The organism is Gordonia jinhuaensis (genome assembly GCF_014639795.1).
Lineage (GTDB): Bacteria > Actinomycetota > Actinomycetes > Mycobacteriales > Mycobacteriaceae > Gordonia_B > Gordonia_B jinhuaensis.
The window spans coordinates 170,806-193,864 of record NZ_BMGC01000003.1 but is presented as its reverse complement, the minus strand read 5'-3'; the positions used below and the strand labels follow the sequence as shown (position 1 = coordinate 193,864).

Sequence of the window (23,059 nt, the reverse complement as noted above, 5' to 3'; positions counted from 1 at the left end):
TGTGGCGGCGGGGCCCTGACAGCGCTCATGCCGACCGCGCATACGCCGCTCGACGCGATGTCCTGCAGTGCGCAATCGGAGTGAACATACCCACCCTCGCAGATGCGGCTTGATACGTAGGCTTGATCCATGACGGTCACCGATGCCCATACATCCCCAGAAGACACCACGCGGTCAGAGCTCGTCGCCGATCTGGAGCGCACGCTCGACGGCCGCTGGCACGAGCTGCGCGAGTACATCCGTGCCCATATGGACCGCGACGACCTGCTTCCGGATCCGTCGCTGGGGATCGAGGATGCGCGGGACGTGACGTTCGCCCACCTGCGTGAGCTGGCCGATCTCGATTTCGCCGCCGCGGGATTTCGGCCCGAGCACGGTGGCACCGGCGATGTCGGCGGTGCGATCACCGCCATCGAGATGCTCGGCTACGCCGACCTGTCGCTGATGGTGAAGGCCGGCGTGCAGTGGGGTCTGTTCGGGGGTGCGATCGAGAACCTCGGCACCGCACGCCACCACGATGCCTATGTCGCCGACCTGATCAGCCTGGACCTGCTCGGATGTTTCGCGATGACCGAGACCGGGCACGGCTCCAACGTGCAGGCCCTGCAGACCACCGCCACCTACGACCCGGCCACGCAGGAATTCGTGATCGACTCCCCCACGCCCTCGGCGCGCAAGGACTACATCGGCGGTGGAGCACGGGATGCACGCGTTGCCGCGGTGTTCGCGCAGCTGATCACCGCCGGACCCAACGACTCCGAGCCGACCGGTCAGGGTGTGCACTGCTTCGTGGTCCCGATCCGCGACGAGGCCGGCGCCGACCTGCCCGGGGTCACCACCTCGGACTGCGGGGTCAAGGGCGGGCTGGCCGGAGTGGACAACGGCCGCATCGTGTTCGACCACGTACGCGTGCCGCGGGCCAACCTGCTCAACAAGTACGCCGATGTCGAACCCGACGGCACCTACACCTCCCCCATCGAGAACTCCAACCGGCGCTTCTTCACCATGCTGGGCACGCTGATCCGCGGCCGCATCAGCGTCGCGGCGACCGGCGGCAGCGCAGCGCGCAAGGCGCTGACCATCGCCACGCGATATGCCGAGCAGCGCAGGCAGTTCGACGCGCCCGACTCCGACACCGAGATGCTGGTGATGGATTACCGGGTGCATCAGCGCAAGTTGTTGCCGCTGATCGCGAAATCCTATGCGCTGCAGTTCGCGCAGAACGAGGTGACCGCGGAGTTGCACGAGTTGCAGTCGGGTCCCGAACCGAGCCTGGAGGACAAGGCGTTTGCCGCGCGCCAGCGCCAACTCGAGAGCGCGGCAGCCGGTTTGAAGGCGATGAGCACCTGGCATGCCTCCCACGCCATCAACGTGTGCCGCGAGGCATGCGGCGGCGCCGGCTATCTCGCCGCCAACCAGCTGTCGACCATGCGCGGCGACATCGATGTGTTCACCACCTTCGAGGGCGACAACACCGTACTCACCCAGCTCGTCGGCAAGGAGCTGCTCACCGCCTACGCCGATGACGTACAGGGGCTCTCGACGGTCGGTCTGGCGCGCTTCGTCGCCGGCATGGCCCGCGATGTGTTCCTGGAGAAGTCAGCGGCACGACAGGTGGTGCAGACGTTGCTGAACTCCTCCGACGAGGATCTCGAGAAGTCCGATCTCACCAACCGTGGCACCCAGCTGCGGCTGTTCCGCGGCCGCGAGGAGCACCTCCTGCGCACCGCCGCCACCAGGATGCGGCGCGCGACCGGCGATGACGCCGACCCGTTCGAGGTCTACAACTCCGCACAGGACCACATCCTCAAGGTCGCCTCAGCCCACACCGAACGCGTGGTGCTCGAGGCCTTCATCGAGGCGATCGACGACGTCGATTCACCCGAGACCAAGGAGCTGCTGTGGAAGGTCTGTGACCTCTACGTCTACAGCGCACTCGAGAACGATCTCGGCTGGTTCCTCATGCACCGCTTCGTCTCGGTGGAACGCGCCAAGAGCATCCGCCGGGGTGTCAACGACCTCTGCGAGGAACTGCGTCCGCACGCTCGCACCCTGGTCGATGCCTTCGGCGTGCCCGAGGCACTCCTGAAGACCGAGATGATGGCGTGAGGTTCACGGTCTGACAACGATCAGATGAGACCGGTGGTTGCCTGTCGCAGGCGGGCAACCACCGCGGCGCGCTCACTGCGCGTCATCACTGCGCGGTCATCACTGCGCTGGACGGGTCGACCGGGTGAACCCGACGAACACCGCGCACAGCACCATGATGGCGCCCACGGTCGCGATGGCCACCCAGTTGCCATCGATGATCAGCTGGTCGTACGGGCCGGCGATCTGCTTTCCGTTGTAGGTGGTCGGCGGCATCGACGCGGTACGCGTGGCATTGAGACAACCGAGTACGAGCATCACCACCCCCGCCACGGCAACGACGACTGCGATCAACCGGCGGATCATGAGGACTGCCCCTTGCCTGGATCGTCTGCGTGATTCGCATCGCGGCCGGTGTCGTCCTCCGGTGCGGTGTCGTCCTCCGGTGCGGTGTCGGTCGCGGGAGCGGGGCCGGAACCCCTGTCGGACCGCTTCTTTCGCTTCGTCTCGCCGGTCTGCTGTCGAGCGGCGATCTGTGCGGCCAGATGAGCCTCACTGAGCTCCCGCCGGAAGGTGTCGACGTCGCGAGCCCACGCCTGCGCCAGCTTGCCGTCGTCGAATCGCAGCCCGATCCCGTGGCGGCGCCGCGGTACCCCGCTCAACTCACCGAGTGCCGGGGCACTCTCCCACTTCTCGGCATCGCTGCCGCGGTTCTCGGGATAGATCGCGCGGATGTCGGTCAGCGCTATCGTCTTGGTGCCCTGACGCAGGTGCGTGTCGGTCAGTTCGACGCTGACATGTCGCCGTGCCGCGACCACCTGCACCGCGGAGAACCCGGTGACGATGAGGCCGAAGATGATCAGCACCGCCCAGTGCACATGGCCGTCGCCGGTGAAGGCCTCGAGCAGGATCACCGCGAGAACCAGCACCGGCCCGATGAGCACCACCCACCACGAGCCGCCGTCCTCGCGGAAGAGCACCTCGCGGTGTTCTTCTCCGGTCGGCTGCGATGACGGTGTGCTCACGGTGTCGATGTCAGGACTTCGGGTTGAACCACGGCTCGGATGTGGGGCGATAGGACATCAGCGAACCACCGAGCGCGAACAGGGAGGCGAGCAGCAGCATCGCCACCGCCGTCCCGAGAATGACGGCTCCGATCATCGACAACATGGTCACCACGAGCGTCAGCACCGACACCGCCGAGCGCGCCCGCGAATCACGACCGAAGGCGCGGCGCCCCAGCACGATGTCGGCGATGCCGATCAGCACATAGATGATGCCGATCGTGCGGACACCCGCGTGATCGTTCACGGCGGCCACGATGACGCCGAACAGCACCAGCAGCACACCGCCGGTCCACCAGAGCCCGATCGCCCATCGCGCGGTCTTCGGCGGCGTCGTCGCCGGGGTGGTACTCATCACTGGTTGTCCTCGCGGTGGTCGTGGTCGGGTGTCGAGCGGGGATCCGGGGCGGTCGGGCCGCGCTGCGCGCGATCGTCTGCCTGATGTCGACCGGACTGCTCCCCCGGCTGCTGCCCAGATGCAGGGTACTGGCCGGGCTGCGAGTACTGGCCGGGCTGTGGGTACTGGTCGGGCTGCTGGGGCGGACGGTACTGACCCTGCGGATACTGGCCGGTCTGTCCCAGATACTGCTCGGCACCCGGCGGCTGCCCAGACGAGTGCTGACCAGACGAGGGCTGCCCAGATGGGGGCTCACCGGGCCGGTACTGACCCTGCGGGTATTGGCCGGGCGGGTAGTTGCTGGGCGGGTATTGCCCGGGTGGGTAACTATTCGGCGGGTACTGCCCGGGTGGGTAACTACTGGGCGGGTACTGGCGGGGTGGGTAGTTGACCTGCTGATACGGGTTCAGATATCCCGACTTCGCCGCCCGACGCCGCGTGCGCCAGACACTCATGTCGGCGAAGTAGCCCGAGGAGTCGCGCTGTCCGAGCAGGAACAGCGCGCCGAGCGCCGCGACGCCGCCGATCTCGGTGGGCACCATCGTCCACGACGTGCGATCGCTGGTGAACCACACCGACACCGCACCGACCACCACATAGGCGCTGAAGAAGATGAGCACCATGCGCGCCCAGTTGTAGCCCTGTCGGGTGAACCAGACCACCGTGAGACTGATACCGGCCATGATCACGCCGACGACCACCCACATCGTGACCAGGAACGCCGTGGAATTCACCAGATCGGCCGCCTCCGGCGAGTTCGCCGCGTCGCGCATGATGTCCCGGCCGCGCGAATACTCCCCGACGTAGGCCACGATCTGCATGAGGATCACCACCAGCCACAGCTCGGTGGCCATCGCGACATGCTGGACCAGCGGCGGACGCACTGAGGGATCCTTCGGCGTCGTCTGCGGTGGCTGACCGTATGGCGGATACGGACCGGCCTGATGAGGCCCCTGAGAATCCGACATGACACGAGGATAGTGACCGACTCCCGCACGCATTCGACGGACCGGGTCACATCACCGCCTATCGCCCTGCCCAGCGGGCCGTTACCGCGGACTCAGCGGGTCACGACAACCAGCCGGCGACCTCGGTCGCCCAGTAGGTGAGGATGATCGACGCACCGGCGCGCCGGATCCCCACGAGCGATTCGAGGACGGCGGCGTCGCGGTCGATCCAGCCCCGTTCGGCGGCGGCGGTGATCATCGCGTACTCACCGGAGATCTGGTAGGCCGACACCGGCACGTCCACCACATTGGCCACGTCGCGCACGATGTCGAGGTAGCTCATCGCCGGCTTCACCATCACGATGTCGGCGCCCTCGGCGAGATCGAGCTCGAGTTCGCGGATCGCCTCGTCGCGGTTGTGCGGATCCTGCTGGTAGGTCTTGCGGTCGCCCTGCAGACTCGACCCGACCGCCTCGCGGAACGGACCGTAGAACGCCGAGGAGTACTTGGCGGTGTAGGCGAGGATGCCGGTGTCGGTGAATCCCTCGGCGTCGAGCGCGGTGCGGATCGCGGCGACCTGACCGTCCATCATCCCGCTCGGCCCGAGCAGATGCGCTCCCGCGCGTGCCTGCGCCAGCGACATCGACACATACCGCTCCAGCGTCGCATCGTTGTCCACCCGGCCGTCGGCGGCGAGTACACCGCAATGGCCGTGATCGGTGAACTCGTCGAGGCAGGTGTCGGCCATGAGCACCGTCGAATCGCCGAGATCGCTTCGCAGATCAGACAATCCGAGGTTGAGGATGCCGTCGGCGTCGTCGGCTCCCGAACCGAGCGCGTCCTTGTCGCCGGGCGACGGGACGCCGAAGAGCATCAGCCCGCCGACGCCGGCCTGTACCGCCTCATGGGCGGCCTTGCGCAGCGATTCGCGCGTGTGCTGGACCACCCCGGGCATCGACTCGATCGGGCGCGGGGCGTCGATGCCGTCGGCGACGAACATCGGCAGCACGAGATTGCGTGGCTCGAGAGTCGTCTGCGCGACCAGCCGTCGCATCGCGGGGGTGGTGCGCAGTCGGCGCGGACGGATGTAGGGACGATCGATCGACATGACAACCAGCCTACGAGCACAGCTACCGACACTGCCCTATGGGCATTCTCACCAGCGCAGGTGTGAACCCGTGAACGAACGATCCCACCGCCCCGAGGGGAGGTGGGATCGTTCGGTGTCCGGCAGTGGCACACGCGTCACACGACGCGGCGTGAACGGGCGGCGACTCGCGAACTAGGAACGCGAGCGACGGGCCTTCTTACGCGGCGGGGGCAGCGTGCCCTCGGCGCGCAGTCGCGCGGCGTGCTCGGCGAGCGCGTCGACGAGTTCGCAGATCGACGCACTCTCGGGCTGCACGTCCACACGCAACCCGAATTCGATTGCGGTCTCGGCCGTCTTCGGTCCGATGCACGCAACGATGGTGCGCGCGTGCGGCTTTCCGGCGATACCCACGAGGTTGCGGACCGTGGAACTCGAGGTGAAACAGACCGCGTCGAATCCGCCGGTCTTGATCATCTCGCGGGTCTCCGCGGGCGGCGGTGCTGCGCGCACCGTCCGGTAGGCGGTCACGTCGTCGATCTCCCAGCCGCGCTCACGCAGACCCTCCGAGAGCGTCTCGGTGGCGATGTCGGCGCGGGGCAACAGAACTCGGTTCACCGGGTCGAAAACGTCGTCATAGGGCGGGAAGTCGGCGAGCAGGCCGAGGGAGGACTGCTCACCGGATGGCACCAGCTCGGGGTTGATACCGAACGAGCGCACCTTGGCGGCGGTGGCCTCACCGACACAGGCGATCTTCACGCCGCTGAAAGCGCGTGCGTCCAAACCGAATTCGTCGAACTTCTCCCAGACGGCCTTGACCGCGTTGGTGGAGGTGAACACCACCCACTGGTAACGACCGTCGACGAGACCCTTGACCGCGCGCTCCATCTGGGCGGGGCTGCGGGGCGGCTCGACGGCGATGGTCGGAACCTCCTTGGCCACCGCACCGTGTACACCGAGGCGGTCGCTCATGTCGCCGGCCTGATCCTTGGTGCGCGGCACCAGCACGGTCCAGCCGTACAGCGGACGCGACTCCCACCAGTTCAGCCGGCCACGACCGGAGGCGATCTTGCCGATCGTCACCACCAACGGGCCCTGCAGGTCGGCACCGTTGTCGTTGAGCGTGGCCAGTGTGGCTTCGATGGTGCGCTGGTTGGTGGTGGTCCCGCCGACCGTCAGCGATGCCGGGGTCTGGGGTGCCACACCGTGTTCGGTCAGCTCACTGGCAATCTCGGCGAGATGTCCGGCGGTCGCGTGCAACACCAGGGGCGCCGGGGCGGCAGCCAGCGCCGACCAGTCGACACCCGAACGGACGTCGGCGACGGTGTGGGTGGAGCCCAGCGGGGTGCCCGCGTAGGTGGGAACCGCGGCGTGTGAGGAGAGTCCGGGGACCACCTCGAACACCACCGAGGTGCGCGCGACGGCGTTGACCTCGTTCATCACCGAGTCGGCGGTCAGAGGGTCTCCGGCGACCAGCCGGACCACGTCCTCACCGGCCTTCGCCGCGGCGATCAGCGCCTTGGCGACCTCACCGGGATCACCGAGTGCCGGCTGGATCACCGAGGACTGCTCCTGCTCCTCGGGCTCCTCCGGGGTGCGCTTGGAGGTCGGCTCGGGTTGTTTGGGCCCGTCCTGGCCCACACCGACGAGTTCGAGTACGCCGGCAGGCACATCGGGATCGACGAACACGCTGGTCGCGGTCTCGATGATGCTTCGGGCACGAATCGTCAGCAGGGCGGGATCGCCGGGTCCGGCCCCCACGAACAGGATGCGGCCGGGTGTGGTCTTCTTCGTCGTACGGCTCATGCGTTTTCGTTCTCCTGCCCAGTTCGGGCGTCCACTCCCCCGTCGGGAGCGGCTTGTGATGAGTCCACTCGGTGTGCGTCGCCGTCGGTCGCCTGCTCGTCGTCGGCGAGGGCGACCAGTTCGGCGGCGCCGAGATCGAGCAGCTCGGCGGCAAGTTCCTTGCCGAGTTCAGCGGCCCTGTCGACCGATCCGACGACCGAGGCCTTGATCGTGTCGGATCCGTCCACCGCCGCGACGATCGCGCGCAGCGACAGCTCCGTGAAGATGCGGCCGCTCTCGTCGATCGATTCCACGACGTCGGCGATCGCACCGACGGGTGCGGTGCACCCGGCTTCCAGAGTCGCCAGCACCGCGCGCTCGGCGTCGATCGCCGCCCTGGTGGGGGCATCGTCCAACTCGGCGAGAATGCTCACCAGTTCGGCATCATCGGAGCGGCACTCCACGGCCAGCGCGCCCTGTGCGGGTGCCGGCAGCAGTACCGCCGGGTCGAAGGACTCGGCGACCTCGTTCTCGCGTCCGAGCCGGACCAGACCGGCTCGGGCGATCACGATGGCGTCGAGCTCACCGCTCGCGACTTTGCCCAACCGAGTGTCAAGGTTGCCTCGCAGGGGGCGGATTTCCAAACCGAGACCCGATGCCCTAAGCTGTGCGGCCCGGCGGGGAGCCGAGGTGCCGACCACCGATCCCGGGGGCAGCTCTCCCAGAACCCTGCCACCACTGCTGACCAGTGCGTCTCGCGGATCCTCGCGCGTCGGCACGGCCGCGATCGTCAGACCGGGCTCGCCGGCAGTCGGAAGGTCCTTGTAGGAGTGGACCGCGACGTCGATCTCGCCTGCGGTCAGCGCACTGCGCAGCGCCGAGGTGAACACGCCGACGCCGATCTTGGCCACCGGTTCGGCCGAGAGATCGCCCGGGGTGGTGATGATGACCAGCTCGGCGGGATGTCCGGCGGCGATGAGCGCATCGCGCACGGTACCGGCTTGAGTGGTGGCCAATAATGATCCGCGGGTTCCGATGCGAATTGTCTGTTCAGCCACGTCATGCACCGTACCCGCACCCTGCCCGAAATGACGAATCCCGCTCAGTGTATGGTGCACGCCCCCGCACCCCGGATTGTCAAACCGGGCGGGCGGGCGCGGTGGTCAGCCTCGGGTCTCGGAGTTGCCCAGCGCGGTGTCCGACGCCGAGACGGCCTCGGCGGCACCGGGTTTGAGCTCGAACAGTTCGCGCAGCGCCTCGGCATAGTTCTCGCCGTTGGGTGTGGACGCGAGCTGCTTGACCCGCACGGTCGGGGCGTGCAGCAGCTTGTCGACCACTCGCCGGACGGTCTTGGCGACCTCGTCGCGCTGGGTGTCGTCGAGGTCGGGAAGCCGACCCTCCAGGCGCATCATCTCGGCCTCGACCACCTCGGCCGCACGCTGACGCAGGGCGGTCACCGTCGGGGTGACCTCGGCCTGTCGCTGTGCGGTCAGGTAGGCGGCGAGCTCGTCGGCGACGATGCCCCGCGCGGCGGTGGTCTCCGCCGAGGCGGCGTGGGTCCCGGCGTCACCGCGCAGCGACTCGATGTCGATCAGCTGCACCCCCGGCAGTCGACCGGCGGCGGCGTCGACGTTGCGCGGCAGGCCCAGATCGCAGATCACCAGCGGCGAGGTGCGCGTACGAGAGGCCAGGGCCGAGTGCACCTCACCCACCCCGACCACCGAGCCGATGGCCCCGGTGCACGTCACGAGCACGTCGGCCTCACGCATCGCGTCAGCGAGGTCGTCGATATGACGGGCCCGCGCAGCGACGTCGTGTTTGGCGGAAACGTTGCGGGCGAGATTCTCGGCGTTGGAGAACGTGCGGTTGACCAGCGTCAGCTCCGCCACACCGGCCCGGGCGAGATGGGCCGCTGCCAGCCCACCCATCGCGCCGGCGCCGAGCACCACGGCCGAGCGGATCCGACCCGACGGCAACGTGTCCGCACCGGCCGGTGAGTCGGCGAGTGCCGATTCGGCCTTCGACAGCGCAACCGAGACCACCGACGCACCCGCGCGGTCGATACCGGTCTCGCTGTGAACGCGTTTACCCACGTGCAGGGCCTGCTGCGCCAGTTCGTGCAGCGCGCGACCAGCGCTCTGGGTCGCGTCGGCGCTGGCATAGGCCGATCGGATCTGACCGAGGATCTGCTGCTCGCCGACCACCAGCGAATCGAGTCCGGCTGCGACGGTGAACAGGTGCTCGACCGCGGCCTCGGAGTAGCGCACGTAGGCATAGCGGGTCATCTCGTTGACGTCCATACCCGAGTACTCGCCGATCACCTCACCGACGGCCTCCAGCGCGGGGTGGAATGCATCGACCACCGCATAGATCTCCACGCGGTTGCAGGTGGAGACCACCATCACCTCGGAGATCTGCGGGGTGGCCAGCAGCTTGTCGGCGACCTTGGCGCGGTCGTGCTCGTCGACGGCGAGGCGCTCGAGTACCGGAACCGGCGCACTGCGGTGGGAGACGCCGAAGAGGAAGACGCTCATCGCAGTGCCGCCCCGACGCCGGAGGTGCCCGCGCTCGCGGCGCGTTCATCCGCCCCGGCATCAACCGCGGGGTTCGTGGCACGGGAGGCGTCGAAAGCCAGCACCTGCAGCTCCAATCCGATGTCGACGGGTCGCACGACCACATGGTCGGGGACGCGCACCGGCACACTCGTCATGTTCAGCATCTGGCGCACGCCGGCGCCTGCGAATGCATCGCAGGCGGCCTGCGCCGTGTCGTCAGCGGTGGCGATCACAGCGATGTCGACCCCGGCGACGTCGCACACTCGCGCGATGTCGTCCATCGGCTCGACGACGACCTCGTCGGGAACCGTCTGGTCGGCACCCGAACCGATCGACTCATCTGCTCGCGCCTCCGCATACGTCTGTCGGCGCATCGAATACCGACGGCCGATCTCGGCGGGATCGGAGTCGAACATCGCGACGACCTCGAACCCACGCCCCGGCCCAGTGTGCGCCATCAGCATGCGTGCGAGCACACCGGCACCGGCGAGGGCGACGCGGAATTCACCGGTGGCATGCAGTGCCAGAGAGATCCGGGCCGTCAGTCGCGCCACGTCATATCCCACGCCGCGCACGCCGTTGGCGCCGATGTAAGAGAGGTCTTTCCGCAGGATCGCGGGGTTCACCGACGCGGCCGTGGCCAGCTGGGAACTCGACACGATCATCGCTCCCTCACGTCCGAGTGCACGCAGAACGTGCAGGTAGGACGCCAGCCGAGCCACGGATGCCGACGGGATCTCAGCGGTGTCGAGGCGGGCCTCACCGCGTGCGGGACGTGCGGTCACCGACGCCGACGCGGCGCGCGGGCCCAGGTGCGGCGGTACGGCTGCTGTGGCCACGGTGCCACGCGTCTCGGATACTCCCGCCATGGCTGTCGAGGGTATACCGCTTGTGAATGTCTTCACAAAAAGACGCGGGCGGCCGGAGAGGCTGGCGCGGTATGTCGCGTTGTGCGGCCGGGGGTCTGTCGGGGTTCAGCGCAGCGCGGCGGCCAGGTCGGCGCGCAACTCGTCGGGATCCACACCCCAGCAGCTGTGTTGTTCGCCGTCGAGCAGCACCACTGGGACGAGATCGCCGTACTCGACCTTGATCTCCGGATCGAGCGCACGGTCGACGTCGATCACCTCGAGCGCGACGCCGAATTCGGCGGCAATGGGGGTGATGTCGGCGAGTGCCACCTCACAGGTATGACACCCGGCCCTGCTCATCAACGTGATTCGCACGCTGCCAGTCTGGCATGCGCCGATCGGGCCGACATCGGGCCCGGCGATCCGAGCGACTGCTGTCGGGTCGCTGAACTAGTGTGGTCACGTGTCGATGGGAGGTGACGACGTGACCGACGGCTCGAGTCCGGACGAGAACGTGTCCGACGAGGGGTTCGTGGATCCCGAGCCGCGCAACACGGAGTCGGCATCCCCCGATGTCCCTGAATCCCCTGACGTCACCGAATCCCCTGACGTCACCGAGCCCGGAGTCCAGGCAACCGGGGCGGAGGAGACCGGCGACGACCACGGTCAGGTCGAGGACGCGTCGGTGGAGAGTGGGCCGGCCGAGGGCGGATCGGTCGAGGGGGACGACATCAGCGTCGTCGAGGTCGAGATCGTCGAGCAGTTCGAGGACGAGCAGCCCGAGGACGACGACACCACATCGACAGTCGCCACCTGGCTGACCGCACGGGCGAAACTGCCGCGCCGGATCATGTCCGAGGGACGCTTCCGTCAGTCGCCCGCGCAGCTGCGTGCCTCACTCGCCGGCGAGGCGAGTGCCATGGCAGCCTACGAGAAACTGCTCGAACGCGGCGAGACCACCTCTCCCGGAACCGAATTCGATGAGCCCGGAGTACCCGGTGAGGTCCCCAAGGATCTCACCGCAGCCGCCTTCTTCGACGTCGACAACACCCTCGTGCAGGGTGCGTCGATCGTGCACTTCGCGCGTGGCCTCGCCGCACACAAGTACTTCACCTACAGCGATATCCTCAATTTCGCGTGGGTGCAGGCAAAATTCCGCATCACCGGTCGGGAGAACCCCGATGACGTCGCCGAGGGTCGCGACAAGGCCCTGTCGTTCATCGCCGGTCGACGCGTCGACGAGCTGGTCGCGCTCGGCGAGGAAATCTACGACGAGTACATCGCCGACAAGATCTGGCCTGGGACCCGCACGCTGGCGCAGATGCACCTCGACGCCGGTCAGCAGGTGTGGCTGGTGACCGCCACCCCGCTCGAACTCGCCCAGACCATTGCCGATCGCCTGGGGCTCACCGGTGCGCTCGGCACGGTTGCCGAGAGTGTCGACGGCGTGTTCACCGGGCGACTGGTCGGCGACATCCTGCACGGCCAGGCCAAGGCCCACGCCGTGCGCACTCTCGCCGTGCGCGAGGGACTCAACCTCGCCCGGTGCACCGCCTACAGCGACTCGCACAATGACGTCCCGATGCTGTCTCTGACCGGCACCGCCGTCGCGATCAACCCGGACGCCGATCTGCGTCAGGTCGCCAAGGTCCGAGGCTGGGAGATCCGCGACTACCGCACCGCCCGCAAGGCCGCCAAGGTCGGCGTCCCCGCCGCATTCGCACTCGGTGCCGCCGGCGGTGGTGCCGCAGTCGCCCTGCGCCACCTCAAACGCTGAATTCGGTTGCGCCGTAGAGGTTCTGAGTCCATTTCAGAACTGGTTGCGTCCATACGAACTGGTTGCATGCGTAAGAACTGGTTGCGTCCGTAGAAACTGGTTGCGTCCGTGTCCACGCATCCTTTTCTGGTCGATGCATCCTTTGCAATGGATGCATCTACCAGAACTGGATGCGGGAGGTCAGACGCGACCAGTTCGTACAGGCGCGACCAGTTCACGGGCGGACACGGTCCGCGCAACCAGTTCACCGACGGACACACATCAGGCGCAACCAGTTCACGGGCGGACACGATCCGCGCGACCAGTTCATCGGCAGATACACGACAGCCGTAACCACTTCGTACAGGCGCAACCAGTTCACCAAGCCAGCGGCAACACGACCCAACACGTGAACGGTCGCACCCGACAACCTCGAACGGGACGGGAAACCGTCAGAACCACACTCGATCGCGACGCGAGAGCATGCGGTAGAGGGTCTGCTGGATGTCCTCGCGGACCTCGTCGGTGAGGTCGAAGACCACCATCGGGTCGTCGGCTGCCTGGTCGTCGAAGCGTGCGGTCTCGATCGGCTGACCGAAGTGGATGTGCCAGCGCGACGGGAGTGGGATCACGCCCAGCGGACCGAGTAGCGGGAACGTCGGCGTGACCGGGAAGTACGGGAAACCCAGAAGGCGCGCAAGCGGTTTGAGATCGCCGATCTTCGGATAGATTTCCTCCGAGCCGACGATCGAGACCGGGATGATCGGCACACCCGTCCGCAGCGCGGTGGTGACGAATCCACCGCGACCGTACCGCTGCAGCTTGTAGCGGTCCCGATACGGTTTGCCGAGCCCCTTGTAGCCCTCGGGCCACACGGCGGTGAGCTCACCGGACTCGAGCAGACGCTCGGCGTCGGGAACGCATGCCAGCGTTGCGCCGGTGCTGCGCGCGATCTCACTGACGAACGGCGACTCGAATGCCAGGTCAGCGGCGAGGATCCGCAGATGTCGATTGCGCGGATGGTGGTCGTGGACGGCGACCGTTGTCATCAAGGCATCCAGCGGCAAGGTCCCGGCGTGATTGGCGACCAGCAGCGCGCCCCGCTCGAGCGGCAGGTTCTCGGCTCCGGTGACCTCCACGTGGAACCACTTGTCGAACAGGACTCGCAGCGTGGGCAGCACGATGTTGTCGGCGAAGTGCTCGTCGAATCCGAAATCGTCGATCTCGTATTCACCGGTGAGCCGCTCACGCACGAAGGACGCCGTCGAGGTGAGGCTGCCCGCCACCGCGCCGCGCAACCCACCGAGGATGCCGCCACCGCGACTGCCGGCCTCGGCGATCTCACCGTGCAGTGCGACGTCCTCACTGATCGGGGTGACCGCACCCGAAGCGATCTCGGCGGCCGTCGGGCGCCTGGATTCGCCTGCCTTCGTTGCTCTTTCGGGAGCACCGTCACTGCCGGAACGTCCGTCGGCACCCGTCCGGCGACGAGACGCGACATCACCGCCCGGACGAGCACCACCCGGGCGGGCCACAGCTTGCTGCGAGGGATGACGCCTGCGCACCTGCTCCCTCGAGGGGGTCTCGGGTGTGGCGTAGAGCTGGATCACCTTGCCCGTACGCTCGTCCGGTACACCGCCACCGTTCGCCATCACCCACCCCCTTTCCACACGCTGACTCTGACCGACTGTGTATGCGAGATCACTGTGCTCAGATTGTACGGCTGTGGCCAGGCGTATTCTCGCCAGACCTGAAATGCACTGTCCCCGTTACCCTTCAGGCAATTCGGTCGGCGACGCGTCGCACGCCACCCTCCACCGAGTGCCAGAACTCCGGCGGGAGGATCGGCTCCACCCCGCGTCGGGCGATGAAGTCGTCGAGCGTCTCCGAGGAGGTGTGCGTCGGCGCGAACCCGAGTTCCGTGCGCATGCGCGTGGTGTCGAGAACCCGTCCGAACGTGAGGTAGCCGCCCTCATCGCCCTGGATGCGCGCCAACTTCAGTCCGCGCAGCACTCCGGCGACGGTCCCGAGCATCGGCTGCGGAACGGGCATCTGCAATCGCCCACACCGCCGCAGGGCCTGAGTCAGGGTGACCGCGCCCTCTGCGGCGACGTTGAACGTCCCGGGCACCCCGGCCAGCGTCGCATGCTCCATAGCGGCGAGGGCGTCCTCCTCGTGCAGGAACTGCAGCCGAGGTTCGAAACCCATCGCCGTGGGGATCACCGGTGAGCTGAGGTAGCGGCTGATCCGGGTGTGGATCCGAGGTCCGAGGATCGCCGCAGGCCGCAGGATGGTCACGGTCATGTCGGGACGACGCCTCGACAGCCCGCGCATATACGACTCGATGTCCACGAGGTCGCGTCCGTATCCGCTCCGCGGGTCGACGGCCGGCACATCGTCTTCGGACATGTGCGAGGGATCGCGCGAGCTCGACCCGTAGACCATCCCCGACGAGCGCATGACCACCCGCTTCACCGTGGGGCTGCGCTGACAGGCCGCACACAGCTGCATGGTCCCGATGACGTTGAGTTCTTTGATCGCGGTGGTGTGCGAGGTGGTGTCCATCACCGACGTTGCCGCATGGACCACGGTGTCAACCGACTCGGCATCCATCAGCTTGCTGATTGCACTGCGCCGGATGTCGACACGCACGAACTCCGCCCGACCCATCCGGCGGATCATGTCCTTGCTCGGCGCACGGGAGTCGATCGCGAGCACCCGCTCGATGTCGGGGTTACGTGCCATCCGGCGGATCAGATAGCCGCCGAGAAACGTCGCGGCACCGGTGACCATCACCACACGTGGGCGCTCCGCGGCAACAGTCATGTCGCCCACCATAGTTCGCCGGACCCGATTCCTCGCAGCGAACGATCGTATGAATTCGCACCGGTCACGACGCCTCCCCGGCGGCTCCGACGCCGGCGAGCCGAATGACGCGGACAGCACAACGGCCCGTCCCGACAAGGGACAGGCCGCTGGTGACGGTGACGAGTTACCGGCCGGCCGTCAGGCCGACCCGCAACTCACTTACCGAGTTTTCTACGCTGCACGCGCGTACGACGAAGCAGCTTGCGGTGCTTCTTCTTCGACATACGCTTGCGGCGCTTCTTGATGACGGAACCCATCGGCGCACTTCCTCACGATCCGGGCCTGGCGGCCAATTTCACTCGTCCGGCCGCGACGGCCGGTATGCATCTGGTGCATGTGCCGCCCCCACCACCGCCGGGAACCCGACGGACGCGCGTACAGCACAACGACCATCCACATTACCGTGCGGGTGTCGGACGAACGAAATCGCCCCACGTCACTCACCGCAACCTAGCCGCTGACCTGCACCGATGCCTGATCGAGCCAGCGGCCGGACACGACGAATCACGGAGCGTGACCGACGCCGACAGCCCACAGGACCGCCGACGACCCACCGGACCGCCGACAGCCCACCAGAGGCTGAGGGCTCACGAGACTCAGCCCACGTCGAAGTACGAGGTCTCCAGGTAGTCGTGCACCGCTTTGGCGGGTACGCGGAACGAACGGCCGACCCGCACGGCGGGCAACTCCCCGCTGTGCACCAGTCGGTAGACGGTCATCTTCGAGACACGCATCAGCGCCGCGACCTCGGCGACGGTCAGAAACTGCGACCCCGCATCGGCGGGGCCTATCTCTCCAGGCTTGCTCGCAGGCGCCATGGAATTTCCACACCTCCATGCACGCGTCGCGGCCACCGGCTTCCCCTCCGGCGGACATCAGACACGCACGTGCTAGACGGAGCTTAGCGTGACTCGTGAGGTTGATGCGACGTGAGTGCAAATAACTCGCGGCGTTTCCTCACGTCAACGCCCTTACCTGCCACATTGGGCCACTTCACGCTCGACGTCAACCGAGGTCACAACCTCAACTAGATGTCGAGGTTCCACCCTCGCGGGGCCGATTTTCGCCTCATACGGGCCCCGCCGACGTCGACCCTGCTCAGGACCGGTCGGGCGACACCGCCGCACCCTCGGAACTCGCCGACGCGCCGCCCGCACCCTCGGCGCTTCGTGCAGCACAGGCGAAGGCTGCTTCGTTGACAGCGCTGCGCACGGCGTGTCGTTCGAACTCGCGTAACGCGGCCGCGGTCGTGCCGCCCGGCGAGGTGACCGCGGCACGCAGATCGGTTGGCGACGAGCCACTGTCGGTGAGCAGGATGCCCGCACCCTTGATGGTCTGGGCGGCGAGTTGGGTTGCCTGCGCGCGGGTCAGGCCCAGTCCCACGCCCGCGTCGACCATCGCCTCGGCGAGGAAGAACGCATAGGCCGGACCGGATCCGGAGATCGCGGTGACCGCATCCATCTGACTCTCGGGTACCACGAGCACCTTGCCGACACTGCTCATCATCGCCACCACGAGATCGATGTTCTCCTGCGAGGCGAATCGCCCCGCCGACACACCCGACATCGACTCGCCGACGAGCATCGCCGTATTCGGCATGACGCGGATGATCGGAAAGCCGGCGGGAAGCTTGTTCTCGTAGTGCGAAATGGTCACGCCCGCAGCGAGACTGACGATCACATGCTCGAGGTCGTCATCGTCGTCGAGGCGGCTGAGGGCTTCGATCACACCGTCGACGTCCTTGGGTTTGACGGCGACGACCACCACGGAGGCACCCTCGACGGCGGTCGTCAGATCAGTGGTCAGCACACCGTAGGTGTCGGCGATCTCCGCCGCACGCGCGGCCGAATGCTCGACGACCACGAGATCCTTTACCTGCGTGCCCGATTCGAGCAAGCCCGCCAGAAGTGCTTCACCGATACGTCCGCCGCCGACGATCGCGATTCGTTGACTCATGATCAGCAACACTTCCACATGCCGGTATCCGTGCGCAGCCCCACACCGGCCCGGGCGGTGTCACTGCGGCAGGAGTGCCAGCTGCCGCGACTGCGCGACCACCTCACCGAGGGAGTCGATGATCAGGTGGTCCTCTTCGAACCAGCCGTCACCGATCTCCGAACTCGACGCCTGGATGCGCAGCCAGCCCGGCGCGGGCAGACGGCGCACGTAGGTGGTGAGCTGCATGGTGGGGGCCCAGCCGAAACGACCGATGTTCATCACCACCGGCATCGAGATGTCACCGGCGAGGATGGCGAAGGCGGTGTCGGGATCGGCGTCACGCGGACGTGTCCACAACCGCGTCACCGGCTCCCCTGTCTCACCCCGCGCGAACGGGATCGACGTGGAGTCGACCCACAGCTCGAGTGCGTCATGCAGGTGCATGACCTCACCGATCGGCGAATTCCTCACCTCCACGGCACCGGAGTCGGGCTCGGTGGCCAGCGCGCGCAGGGCGAGATCGCCGGTGTAGCTGCCGCCTCGGGGGTCGGGAGAACTCACCGTGATCGACGACGACACCTGCGTACGCCCGTTCTGCTCCACGTCGACGTCGACGACCGACACCCGACGACCCGCCTTGCGGATCGTGACGGCGAGCGTGACCTCGCCGGGGTCGGGAGCAGACAGGAATGAGCTCGATGTGGCCACGGGGACCAGATCGTGTGCGCCAGCGACATCGGCGACATCGGCGACGTCGTCGCGAGTGGCGGCCAGCGCCTCGACGGCAGCATGCGCCGAGAGCATCTGCAACGTGCCGCCGTGCACCTTCGGCCCGATGGTGAACACCGGATCGATGACCGCGCGGTAGAACACCGCGGGAGCCGGGCGTGCGCCGGCCGGCGAATTCGCGGTGGCCGGGTCGGCGGTGACGTCGATCGGGGTCAGCGTCAACAGCCCGGCAAGGCTCGATGCAGTCATCGTCGCTCCTTCTGCGAGTGCGGTTCACCTGCGAGCCGACAGCAATGTCAGCGCCGGCGACGGCGAGTTCAGCGCGGGGCGACAGCGAGGTTGCGGCGCGCGAAGCTCAGTGCCCTGGTGAGTATTTCACTGCGCTCACGACGATCGCGGGCACCACCCGTGGTGACCTCCAGAACTGCCGCGCCGGTGAATCCGCGCTCCACCAGGCGACGGCACACCTGCTCGCACGGCTGCGAACCATCGCCGGGGATCAGATGCTCGTCGACGGCCGACCCATCCCCGTCGGCCAGGTGCAGATGCGCCAGCCGATCCCCCATGCGGTCATAGAGCGCGAGTGCGTCGACGCCGGCGGTTGCGGTGTGCGACAGGTCGAGCGTGTAGTGCGCGAATCCGTCATCAGTGGGGTCGATGGACGTGCCGTAGCCGGACACATGCCGACCCGGGCCCTGCCCGGACGCGGCGCGCTCACGGGCCGAACGCCTGGCGAAGAGGCGGTCCACGATCCGCAACGGGAACATGTTCTCCACCGCCACCGCGACATCTGAACGCTCTTCGAGCTCGGCGACGAGATCGGCGAAATGCGCTGTGTACGAGCGTTGCCAGCGAAACGGCGGATGAACCACCACCACACCGGCGCCGAGGTCTTCGGCCGCGTCGACCGACCGGGCGAGTTTCGCCGACTGGTCGCGACCCCAGACACGTTGCGAGATCAGCAGACACGGCGCATGGATCGACAGCACCGGCATCTGGTATTCGTCCATGAGCTGTTCGATCCGGCCGATGTCCTGGCTGACCGGGTCGCTCCAGATCATCAGCTCCACACCGTCGAAACCCAGGTCGGCGGCGTAGGCGAATGCGGCCTCGGTGTTCTGCGGATACACCGAGGCCGTCGACAAACCGATCGGTACGGCGGGACCGGCGAGCTTGTCGGACCGATCGGCAGCCACACTCATCGGATCGCTCCTGTACGCGGTGCGTGTCGCGCGGGGGCCCAGATCACCTGGCGCGCCGGCTAATTGGTGGAGGCGAGGAAAGCAAGGGGACCAATCGTGACGATCAGCCCCACGGCCAGCGCCAAGAACGTGGTGAGCAGATCAGGCGTCTTGCGCACGATGTGCACCATCGTGACCAGACCGAAGATCACCACGATCGCCAGCACGAGCGCGAAGTAGACGTTCCATTTCCACAACTCGGTGAAACCCCAGAACAGACCCACTCCGACCGCCACACCCAGCACGATCTCGGTGACGAACACGAGCCACTGCCGCCCCGGAGACGAGGTGTCGGCACCGGCATCGCCGGAGGTCGTGTCGGAGGTGGCCGCCGTCGGCGCCGAGGCTGGGAATGACCCTGCTGTCGAGGACGCTGCGGTCCGGGACGAGACGGCTGATGACAATGCCGCCGGCGCCGATGGTGGCGTTTCAGCGGTGTCGGATCCGGCCTCGTCGGTGTCGACAGAGTTGGTGGATGCGCCGGGGAGATCGTCCGCACCGGTGCGGCGACCCGACACGGTTGACTTCTCGTGGCTTTCGGCCCGGTCGGCGGCGTCGAATTCGTGCTCGAACTCCGAGAGATCCAGGGGGCCCGATCGCCGCGATGTCGGTTCGTCGGCGGCCGCGCCTGTGATGTCGGGGTCGGTGACCTCGGTGTCCGAGACCGCCCTGCGCCCCGTCTCCGCGTGTCCGGTCTCCGGGTTCTCGTGCCCGGTGTCCGGAGTCTCGTGGTCGGTGTCCACGACACCTGCGCGGTCGAGCGGATTGGTCACCGCCGCCCGACCAGTTGTCTGCGTGCTGGTGTCGTCGGCTGCCTCGGCTGCGCCGGCTGCTGCCTGCGTGCGCGCGCCCCGACCGAACAGCCGCGAGATCAGCGATCGCTTGACCCCGACATCGGCACTGGTCACAGCTGGCGAGGCCTGAGGGTCGGGAGTCTGCGCGTCGGCGAAGTTGCGGTAGCGGTCGAAGTCGTATTCGTCGGTGTCGCGATCGTCGTCGGCGAGGATCGCGGGATCGAATTCGTCGCCGCGCACGCGGGGGATGATTCCGGTCGCCGCATCATCGGCGGGCGTCTGATCGGCCGAGTCGTCGTCGCGCGGATCGAGCCGCCGGGCGATCTCGGACTGGCTGATGTCGCGGGTCGGCGGCATCGGCCTCGCCTGAGACGCCGGCATCTGCCGACCCGGCGTCTCTTGCACCGGGGGCTGGGGTGCGGGTGGCTCCGAATGCGGGAACGGCTCGTCGGTGCGTTCGGTGTCCTCACGCGCGGGCACCGGATCATCGGACGTCGGGAACGGCTCCTCGCGCCGGTCTGCCGCGTCGTCGCTGATCCGCTCCCCGTCTGTAACAGCGCCGTCTGTATCAGCGCCGTCTGTGTCGACACCACCCACCTGGTCGGAGCCGACGACCGCGTCCTGCGCCGGTGTCGAGGTCTCACCGGCGGCGGAGTCCGCGGACTCGATCGTCTCGGTGGCGTCACCGGCCTCACCGGCCTCAGCGGCACGGCGGTGACGACGGCCTGATTCGGTGGTCGAGCCTGCCTGCGCCTCGGCTGCCTGCGCCTCGGCTGCCTGCGCGTCCGCACGATCGGCTGCCTCGAGATCTTCCTTGCTGATCCGCGGGATCTCCCCCGTCAGTTCGGCGACCGACAGCGACCCCTCACGCGCGCGCCGGCGCGTGCGGCTCTGCGACGGCGGGTTCTCACCGCTGCGCGCAAGGAGTTCGGCGACCGAGATCGGTCGCGACTCGGGGTCGCGTGAGCGTGCCACGTCAGTTCACCATCCTCGCGTCCGCATGGACTTCGATGCTGTCGTCGTCCAGGCGGGCAGCGTTCTCGTTCGGTTCCCGGTCGAGTCTGCGCAGGATGACTCCCTCACGCAGTGCCCACGGGCAGATCTCCAATGTATCGACCGACAGCGCGCGCATGCTCGCTTCGGCCACCAGCGCGCCCGCCACGAGCTGTCCCGCGCGGTCGGCGCTGACGCCTTCGAGTTCGGCGCGATCGGCGGTGCTCATCCGGGAGATGAAGGAGATCAGCTGACGCAATCCGCTGGTGGTGAGGCTGCGTTTGACGCGCGGACCGGCGCTTGAGGGCGCCGCACCGGTCAGTCGTGCGAGGCTGCGGAAGGTCTTCGAGGTGCCGACCGCGACGTCGGGCCGCCCGGCGTCGAGGAGTTCTTTGGCCGGACCGGCCAGTTCGGCGTCGAGCCAGTCGCGCAGCACGCCGATCCGACGTCGTCCGGGCGGGTCCTCCGACAACCATTCGCGAGTCAGCCGGCCCGCACCCAGCGGCAGCGACAACGCCACGTCGGGCTCCTCGTCGACACCGTTGGACATCTCCAGCGAACCGCCGCCGATGTCGAGGTTGAGGATGCGCCCGGCACTCCAGCCGTACCAGCGACGGACGGCCAGCGAGGTGAGCCGGGACTCGTTGGCGCCGCTGAGCACCACCACGTCGACGCCGGTGGTCGCCCGCACATGGGCCAGCACCTCGTCGCAGTTGGTGGCGTCGCGCACGGCCGAGGTGGCAAAGGCCATCACCTGCTCGCACCCCGACGTCAGCGCGATCTCGGTGAACTCACCGACCGCCTCGACCAGCGATTGAGCGCCCCGACGAGTCAGCCGCCCGTCATCGTCGATCTGCTCGGCGAGGCGCAACGTCGCCTTCGTCGAACTCATCGGGGTCGGGTGACCGCCACGGTGGGCATCCACCACGAGGAGGTGCACCGTGTTGCTTCCGACATCCAGAACTCCCAAACGCACGGGTCCAATTTAGTGCGTCGCCGGGTTACCGTCGTTGACACGGTGGCCCAGTGCACATGCGACACGCCCCCACGGGGTCGGCAGAGCGCTGTCTCGGCAGGTCACCGCCCCGTCCGGTGCAGGCGGTCCGACCGGTCTACGGTGGGCGGGGTGCAGCGCATGACCCCGACCCCAGAGGTCGATCTCGACTTCCCCCGCGAGTGGTTCGAGTTCTACGACCCCGCCGATCCCCACCACCTGATCGCCGCCGATCTCACCTGGTTGTTGTCGCGGTGGACATGTGTTTTCGGCACCCCTGCCTGCCAGGGGATCGTGGAGGGGCAGGAGGACGCGGGTTGCTGCTCGCACGGCGCGTATCTGTCCGACAAGGACGACCGCAAACGCCTCGCCAAGGCCGTGAAGATGCTGACCGCCGACGACTGGCAATTCCACGAGAAGGGGTCGGGCAAGGACCCGCTGGGCAAGCGCGGCTATCTCGAAGAAGGTGAACTCGAGGACGAGCCCGCGCTGAAGACGCGGCTACACAAGGGTGCGTGCATCTTCCACAATCGCACCGACTTCGAGCACGGCCCCGGATGCGCACTGCACCGGATGGCGCTGCGCAAGGGCCTGGAACCGCTGACCGTCAAACCCGACGTGTGCTGGCAGCTGCCGGTCCGGCGGCTGCAGGAGTGGGTGGAACTCGCCGACGGCACCGAGGTGCTCAAGACCACCATCACCGAATACGACCGGCGCGGCTGGGGGTCGGGCGGTCACGATCTGACGTGGTACTGCACCAGCTCACCCGACGCCCATGTGGGCTCCACCCAGGTGTGGGAGTCCTACGCCCCCGAGCTCACCGAACTGCTCGGACAAGCCGCCTACGACGAACTCGCCCGGGCCTGCAAGCGCCGCAACGGGCTCGGTCTGATCGCCGTACACGCGGCGACCGAACGCGCCACCGGCCACCGCGACACCGACATCAAATACGAGAAGCTCTCGGACTGAGGCGGC

22 protein-coding genes are annotated in these 23,059 nt (G+C 67.5%); 3 read left to right on the top strand and 19 right to left on the bottom strand.

Features of this window, described 5'->3' with window-relative positions:
• The first annotated feature begins 129 nt into the window (after nt 1-129).
• Nucleotides 130-2,109, top strand: coding sequence for an acyl-CoA dehydrogenase family protein (locus tag IEW22_RS03540; RefSeq protein WP_188585200.1), 1,980 nt, complete (start codon nt 130-132; stop codon nt 2,107-2,109).
• Nucleotides 2,110-2,208: 99 nt separating this feature from the next.
• Here IEW22_RS03540 and IEW22_RS03535 read toward each other — a convergent pair whose 3' ends face one another.
• The 10 genes from IEW22_RS03535 to IEW22_RS03490 form a co-directional block, all read right to left on the bottom strand.
• Entirely contained in the window at nt 2,209-2,454 is a 246-nt protein-coding gene (locus tag IEW22_RS03535) for a hypothetical protein (RefSeq protein WP_188585199.1), read from the bottom strand.
• Nucleotides 2,451-3,113: a hypothetical protein gene (locus tag IEW22_RS03530; protein WP_308421353.1), complete on the bottom strand. Its 663-nt coding sequence runs from the start codon at nt 3,111-3,113 to the stop codon at nt 2,451-2,453. The genes IEW22_RS03535 and IEW22_RS03530 overlap by 4 nt, the downstream gene beginning before the upstream one ends.
• A 10-nt stretch (nt 3,114-3,123) precedes the next feature.
• Nucleotides 3,124-3,507, bottom strand: a complete 384-nt coding sequence (locus IEW22_RS03525; RefSeq protein ID WP_188585198.1) for a hypothetical protein — start codon at nt 3,505-3,507, stop codon at nt 3,124-3,126.
• The gene (locus IEW22_RS03520) at nt 3,507-4,517 is read right to left on the bottom strand and encodes a hypothetical protein (RefSeq protein WP_188585197.1); all 1,011 of its coding nucleotides are present in this window, start codon (nt 4,515-4,517) and stop codon (nt 3,507-3,509) included. The genes IEW22_RS03525 and IEW22_RS03520 overlap by 1 nt, the downstream gene beginning before the upstream one ends.
• 100 nt (nt 4,518-4,617) lie before the next feature.
• Complete coding sequence (hemB, locus tag IEW22_RS03515; RefSeq protein WP_188585196.1) at nt 4,618-5,604, bottom strand: porphobilinogen synthase; 987 nt, start codon at nt 5,602-5,604, stop codon at nt 4,618-4,620.
• A gap of 174 nt (nt 5,605-5,778) precedes the next feature.
• A complete protein-coding gene (locus IEW22_RS03510) occupies nt 5,779-7,389 on the bottom strand; it encodes a bifunctional uroporphyrinogen-III C-methyltransferase/uroporphyrinogen-III synthase (protein WP_188585195.1) in 1,611 nt (536 codons plus the stop codon).
• Complete coding sequence (gene hemC, locus IEW22_RS03505) at nt 7,386-8,435, bottom strand: hydroxymethylbilane synthase (protein ID WP_188585263.1); 1,050 nt, start codon at nt 8,433-8,435, stop codon at nt 7,386-7,388. Before hemC ends, IEW22_RS03510 begins: the two co-directional genes overlap by 4 nt.
• A 96-nt stretch (nt 8,436-8,531) precedes the next feature.
• On the bottom strand, nt 8,532-9,902 hold the full coding sequence (locus IEW22_RS03500) for a glutamyl-tRNA reductase (protein ID WP_188585194.1): 1,371 nt from the start codon (nt 9,900-9,902) through the stop codon (nt 8,532-8,534).
• On the bottom strand, nt 9,899-10,792 hold the full coding sequence (locus IEW22_RS03495; RefSeq protein ID WP_188585193.1) for a winged-helix domain-containing protein: 894 nt from the start codon (nt 10,790-10,792) through the stop codon (nt 9,899-9,901). The genes IEW22_RS03500 and IEW22_RS03495 overlap by 4 nt, the downstream gene beginning before the upstream one ends.
• Nucleotides 10,793-10,897: 105 nt before the next feature.
• Entirely contained in the window at nt 10,898-11,146 is a 249-nt protein-coding gene (locus IEW22_RS03490) for a glutaredoxin family protein (protein WP_229742135.1), read from the bottom strand.
• Nucleotides 11,147-11,240: 94 nt separating this feature from the next.
• Here IEW22_RS03490 and IEW22_RS03485 point away from each other — a divergent pair, with 94 nt between their 5' ends.
• The gene (locus tag IEW22_RS03485; RefSeq protein ID WP_188585261.1) at nt 11,241-12,548 is read left to right on the top strand and encodes an HAD family hydrolase; all 1,308 of its coding nucleotides are present in this window, start codon (nt 11,241-11,243) and stop codon (nt 12,546-12,548) included.
• 431 nt (nt 12,549-12,979) lie between these two features.
• On the opposite strand, the gene IEW22_RS03480 is transcribed toward IEW22_RS03485, so the two are convergent.
• The 9 genes from IEW22_RS03480 to IEW22_RS03440 form a co-directional block, all read right to left on the bottom strand.
• Nucleotides 12,980-14,179: a lysophospholipid acyltransferase family protein gene (locus tag IEW22_RS03480; RefSeq protein WP_188585192.1), complete on the bottom strand. Its 1,200-nt coding sequence runs from the start codon at nt 14,177-14,179 to the stop codon at nt 12,980-12,982.
• Nucleotides 14,180-14,303: 124 nt separating this feature from the next.
• On the bottom strand, nt 14,304-15,353 hold the full coding sequence (locus IEW22_RS03475; protein WP_188585191.1) for an NAD-dependent epimerase/dehydratase family protein: 1,050 nt from the start codon (nt 15,351-15,353) through the stop codon (nt 14,304-14,306).
• 197 nt (nt 15,354-15,550) lie between these two features.
• Nucleotides 15,551-15,652, bottom strand: coding sequence for a 30S ribosomal protein bS22 (locus tag IEW22_RS03470; RefSeq protein WP_003402602.1), 102 nt, complete (start codon nt 15,650-15,652; stop codon nt 15,551-15,553).
• 339 nt (nt 15,653-15,991) lie between these two features.
• The gene (locus IEW22_RS03465; protein WP_188585190.1) at nt 15,992-16,213 is read right to left on the bottom strand and encodes a helix-turn-helix domain-containing protein; all 222 of its coding nucleotides are present in this window, start codon (nt 16,211-16,213) and stop codon (nt 15,992-15,994) included.
• Nucleotides 16,214-16,493: 280 nt separating this feature from the next.
• Nucleotides 16,494-17,351 (bottom strand): pyrroline-5-carboxylate reductase, encoded by an 858-nt coding sequence (gene proC, locus IEW22_RS03460; RefSeq protein WP_188585189.1) that lies wholly within the window; start codon nt 17,349-17,351, stop codon nt 16,494-16,496.
• A 60-nt stretch (nt 17,352-17,411) separates the two neighbouring features.
• Complete coding sequence (locus IEW22_RS03455; RefSeq protein ID WP_188585188.1) at nt 17,412-18,311, bottom strand: thioesterase family protein; 900 nt, start codon at nt 18,309-18,311, stop codon at nt 17,412-17,414.
• Between the two features lie 68 nt (nt 18,312-18,379).
• Nucleotides 18,380-19,264: a sugar phosphate isomerase/epimerase family protein gene (locus IEW22_RS03450; RefSeq protein WP_188585187.1), complete on the bottom strand. Its 885-nt coding sequence runs from the start codon at nt 19,262-19,264 to the stop codon at nt 18,380-18,382.
• Between the two features lie 59 nt (nt 19,265-19,323).
• Complete coding sequence (locus IEW22_RS03445) at nt 19,324-21,072, bottom strand: hypothetical protein (RefSeq protein WP_188585186.1); 1,749 nt, start codon at nt 21,070-21,072, stop codon at nt 19,324-19,326.
• A 1-nt stretch (nt 21,073) separates the two neighbouring features.
• Nucleotides 21,074-22,066: a Ppx/GppA phosphatase family protein gene (locus IEW22_RS03440; RefSeq protein ID WP_188585185.1), complete on the bottom strand. Its 993-nt coding sequence runs from the start codon at nt 22,064-22,066 to the stop codon at nt 21,074-21,076.
• Nucleotides 22,067-22,225: 159 nt separating this feature from the next.
• On the opposite strand from IEW22_RS03440, the gene IEW22_RS03435 reads away from it, so the two are divergent.
• Nucleotides 22,226-23,053: a hypothetical protein gene (locus IEW22_RS03435; protein WP_188585184.1), complete on the top strand. Its 828-nt coding sequence runs from the start codon at nt 22,226-22,228 to the stop codon at nt 23,051-23,053.
• Nucleotides 23,054-23,059 lie beyond the last annotated feature (6 nt).

Coding starts and splice junctions, on each gene's coding strand:
- IEW22_RS03540 (WP_188585200.1), top strand. CDS start 130: ATGACGGTCACCGATGCCCATACATCCCCAGAAGACACCACGCGGTCA.
- IEW22_RS03535 (WP_188585199.1), bottom strand. CDS start 2,454: ATGATCCGCCGGTTGATCGCAGTCGTCGTTGCCGTGGCGGGGGTGGTG.
- IEW22_RS03525 (WP_188585198.1), bottom strand. CDS start 3,507: ATGAGTACCACCCCGGCGACGACGCCGCCGAAGACCGCGCGATGGGCG.
- IEW22_RS03520 (WP_188585197.1), bottom strand. CDS start 4,517: ATGTCGGATTCTCAGGGGCCTCATCAGGCCGGTCCGTATCCGCCATAC.
- hemB (WP_188585196.1), bottom strand. CDS start 5,604: ATGTCGATCGATCGTCCCTACATCCGTCCGCGCCGACTGCGCACCACC.
- IEW22_RS03510 (WP_188585195.1), bottom strand. CDS start 7,389: ATGAGCCGTACGACGAAGAAGACCACACCCGGCCGCATCCTGTTCGTG.
- IEW22_RS03500 (WP_188585194.1), bottom strand. CDS start 9,902: ATGAGCGTCTTCCTCTTCGGCGTCTCCCACCGCAGTGCGCCGGTTCCG.
- IEW22_RS03495 (WP_188585193.1), bottom strand. CDS start 10,792: ATGGCGGGAGTATCCGAGACGCGTGGCACCGTGGCCACAGCAGCCGTA.
- IEW22_RS03485 (WP_188585261.1), top strand. CDS start 11,241: ATGGGAGGTGACGACGTGACCGACGGCTCGAGTCCGGACGAGAACGTG.
- IEW22_RS03480 (WP_188585192.1), bottom strand. CDS start 14,179: ATGGCGAACGGTGGCGGTGTACCGGACGAGCGTACGGGCAAGGTGATC.
- IEW22_RS03475 (WP_188585191.1), bottom strand. CDS start 15,353: ATGACTGTTGCCGCGGAGCGCCCACGTGTGGTGATGGTCACCGGTGCC.
- IEW22_RS03470 (WP_003402602.1), bottom strand. CDS start 15,652: ATGGGTTCCGTCATCAAGAAGCGCCGCAAGCGTATGTCGAAGAAGAAG.
- IEW22_RS03465 (WP_188585190.1), bottom strand. CDS start 16,213: ATGGCGCCTGCGAGCAAGCCTGGAGAGATAGGCCCCGCCGATGCGGGG.
- proC (WP_188585189.1), bottom strand. CDS start 17,351: ATGAGTCAACGAATCGCGATCGTCGGCGGCGGACGTATCGGTGAAGCA.
- IEW22_RS03455 (WP_188585188.1), bottom strand. CDS start 18,311: ATGACTGCATCGAGCCTTGCCGGGCTGTTGACGCTGACCCCGATCGAC.
- IEW22_RS03450 (WP_188585187.1), bottom strand. CDS start 19,264: ATGAGTGTGGCTGCCGATCGGTCCGACAAGCTCGCCGGTCCCGCCGTA.
- IEW22_RS03435 (WP_188585184.1), top strand. CDS start 22,226: ATGACCCCGACCCCAGAGGTCGATCTCGACTTCCCCCGCGAGTGGTTC.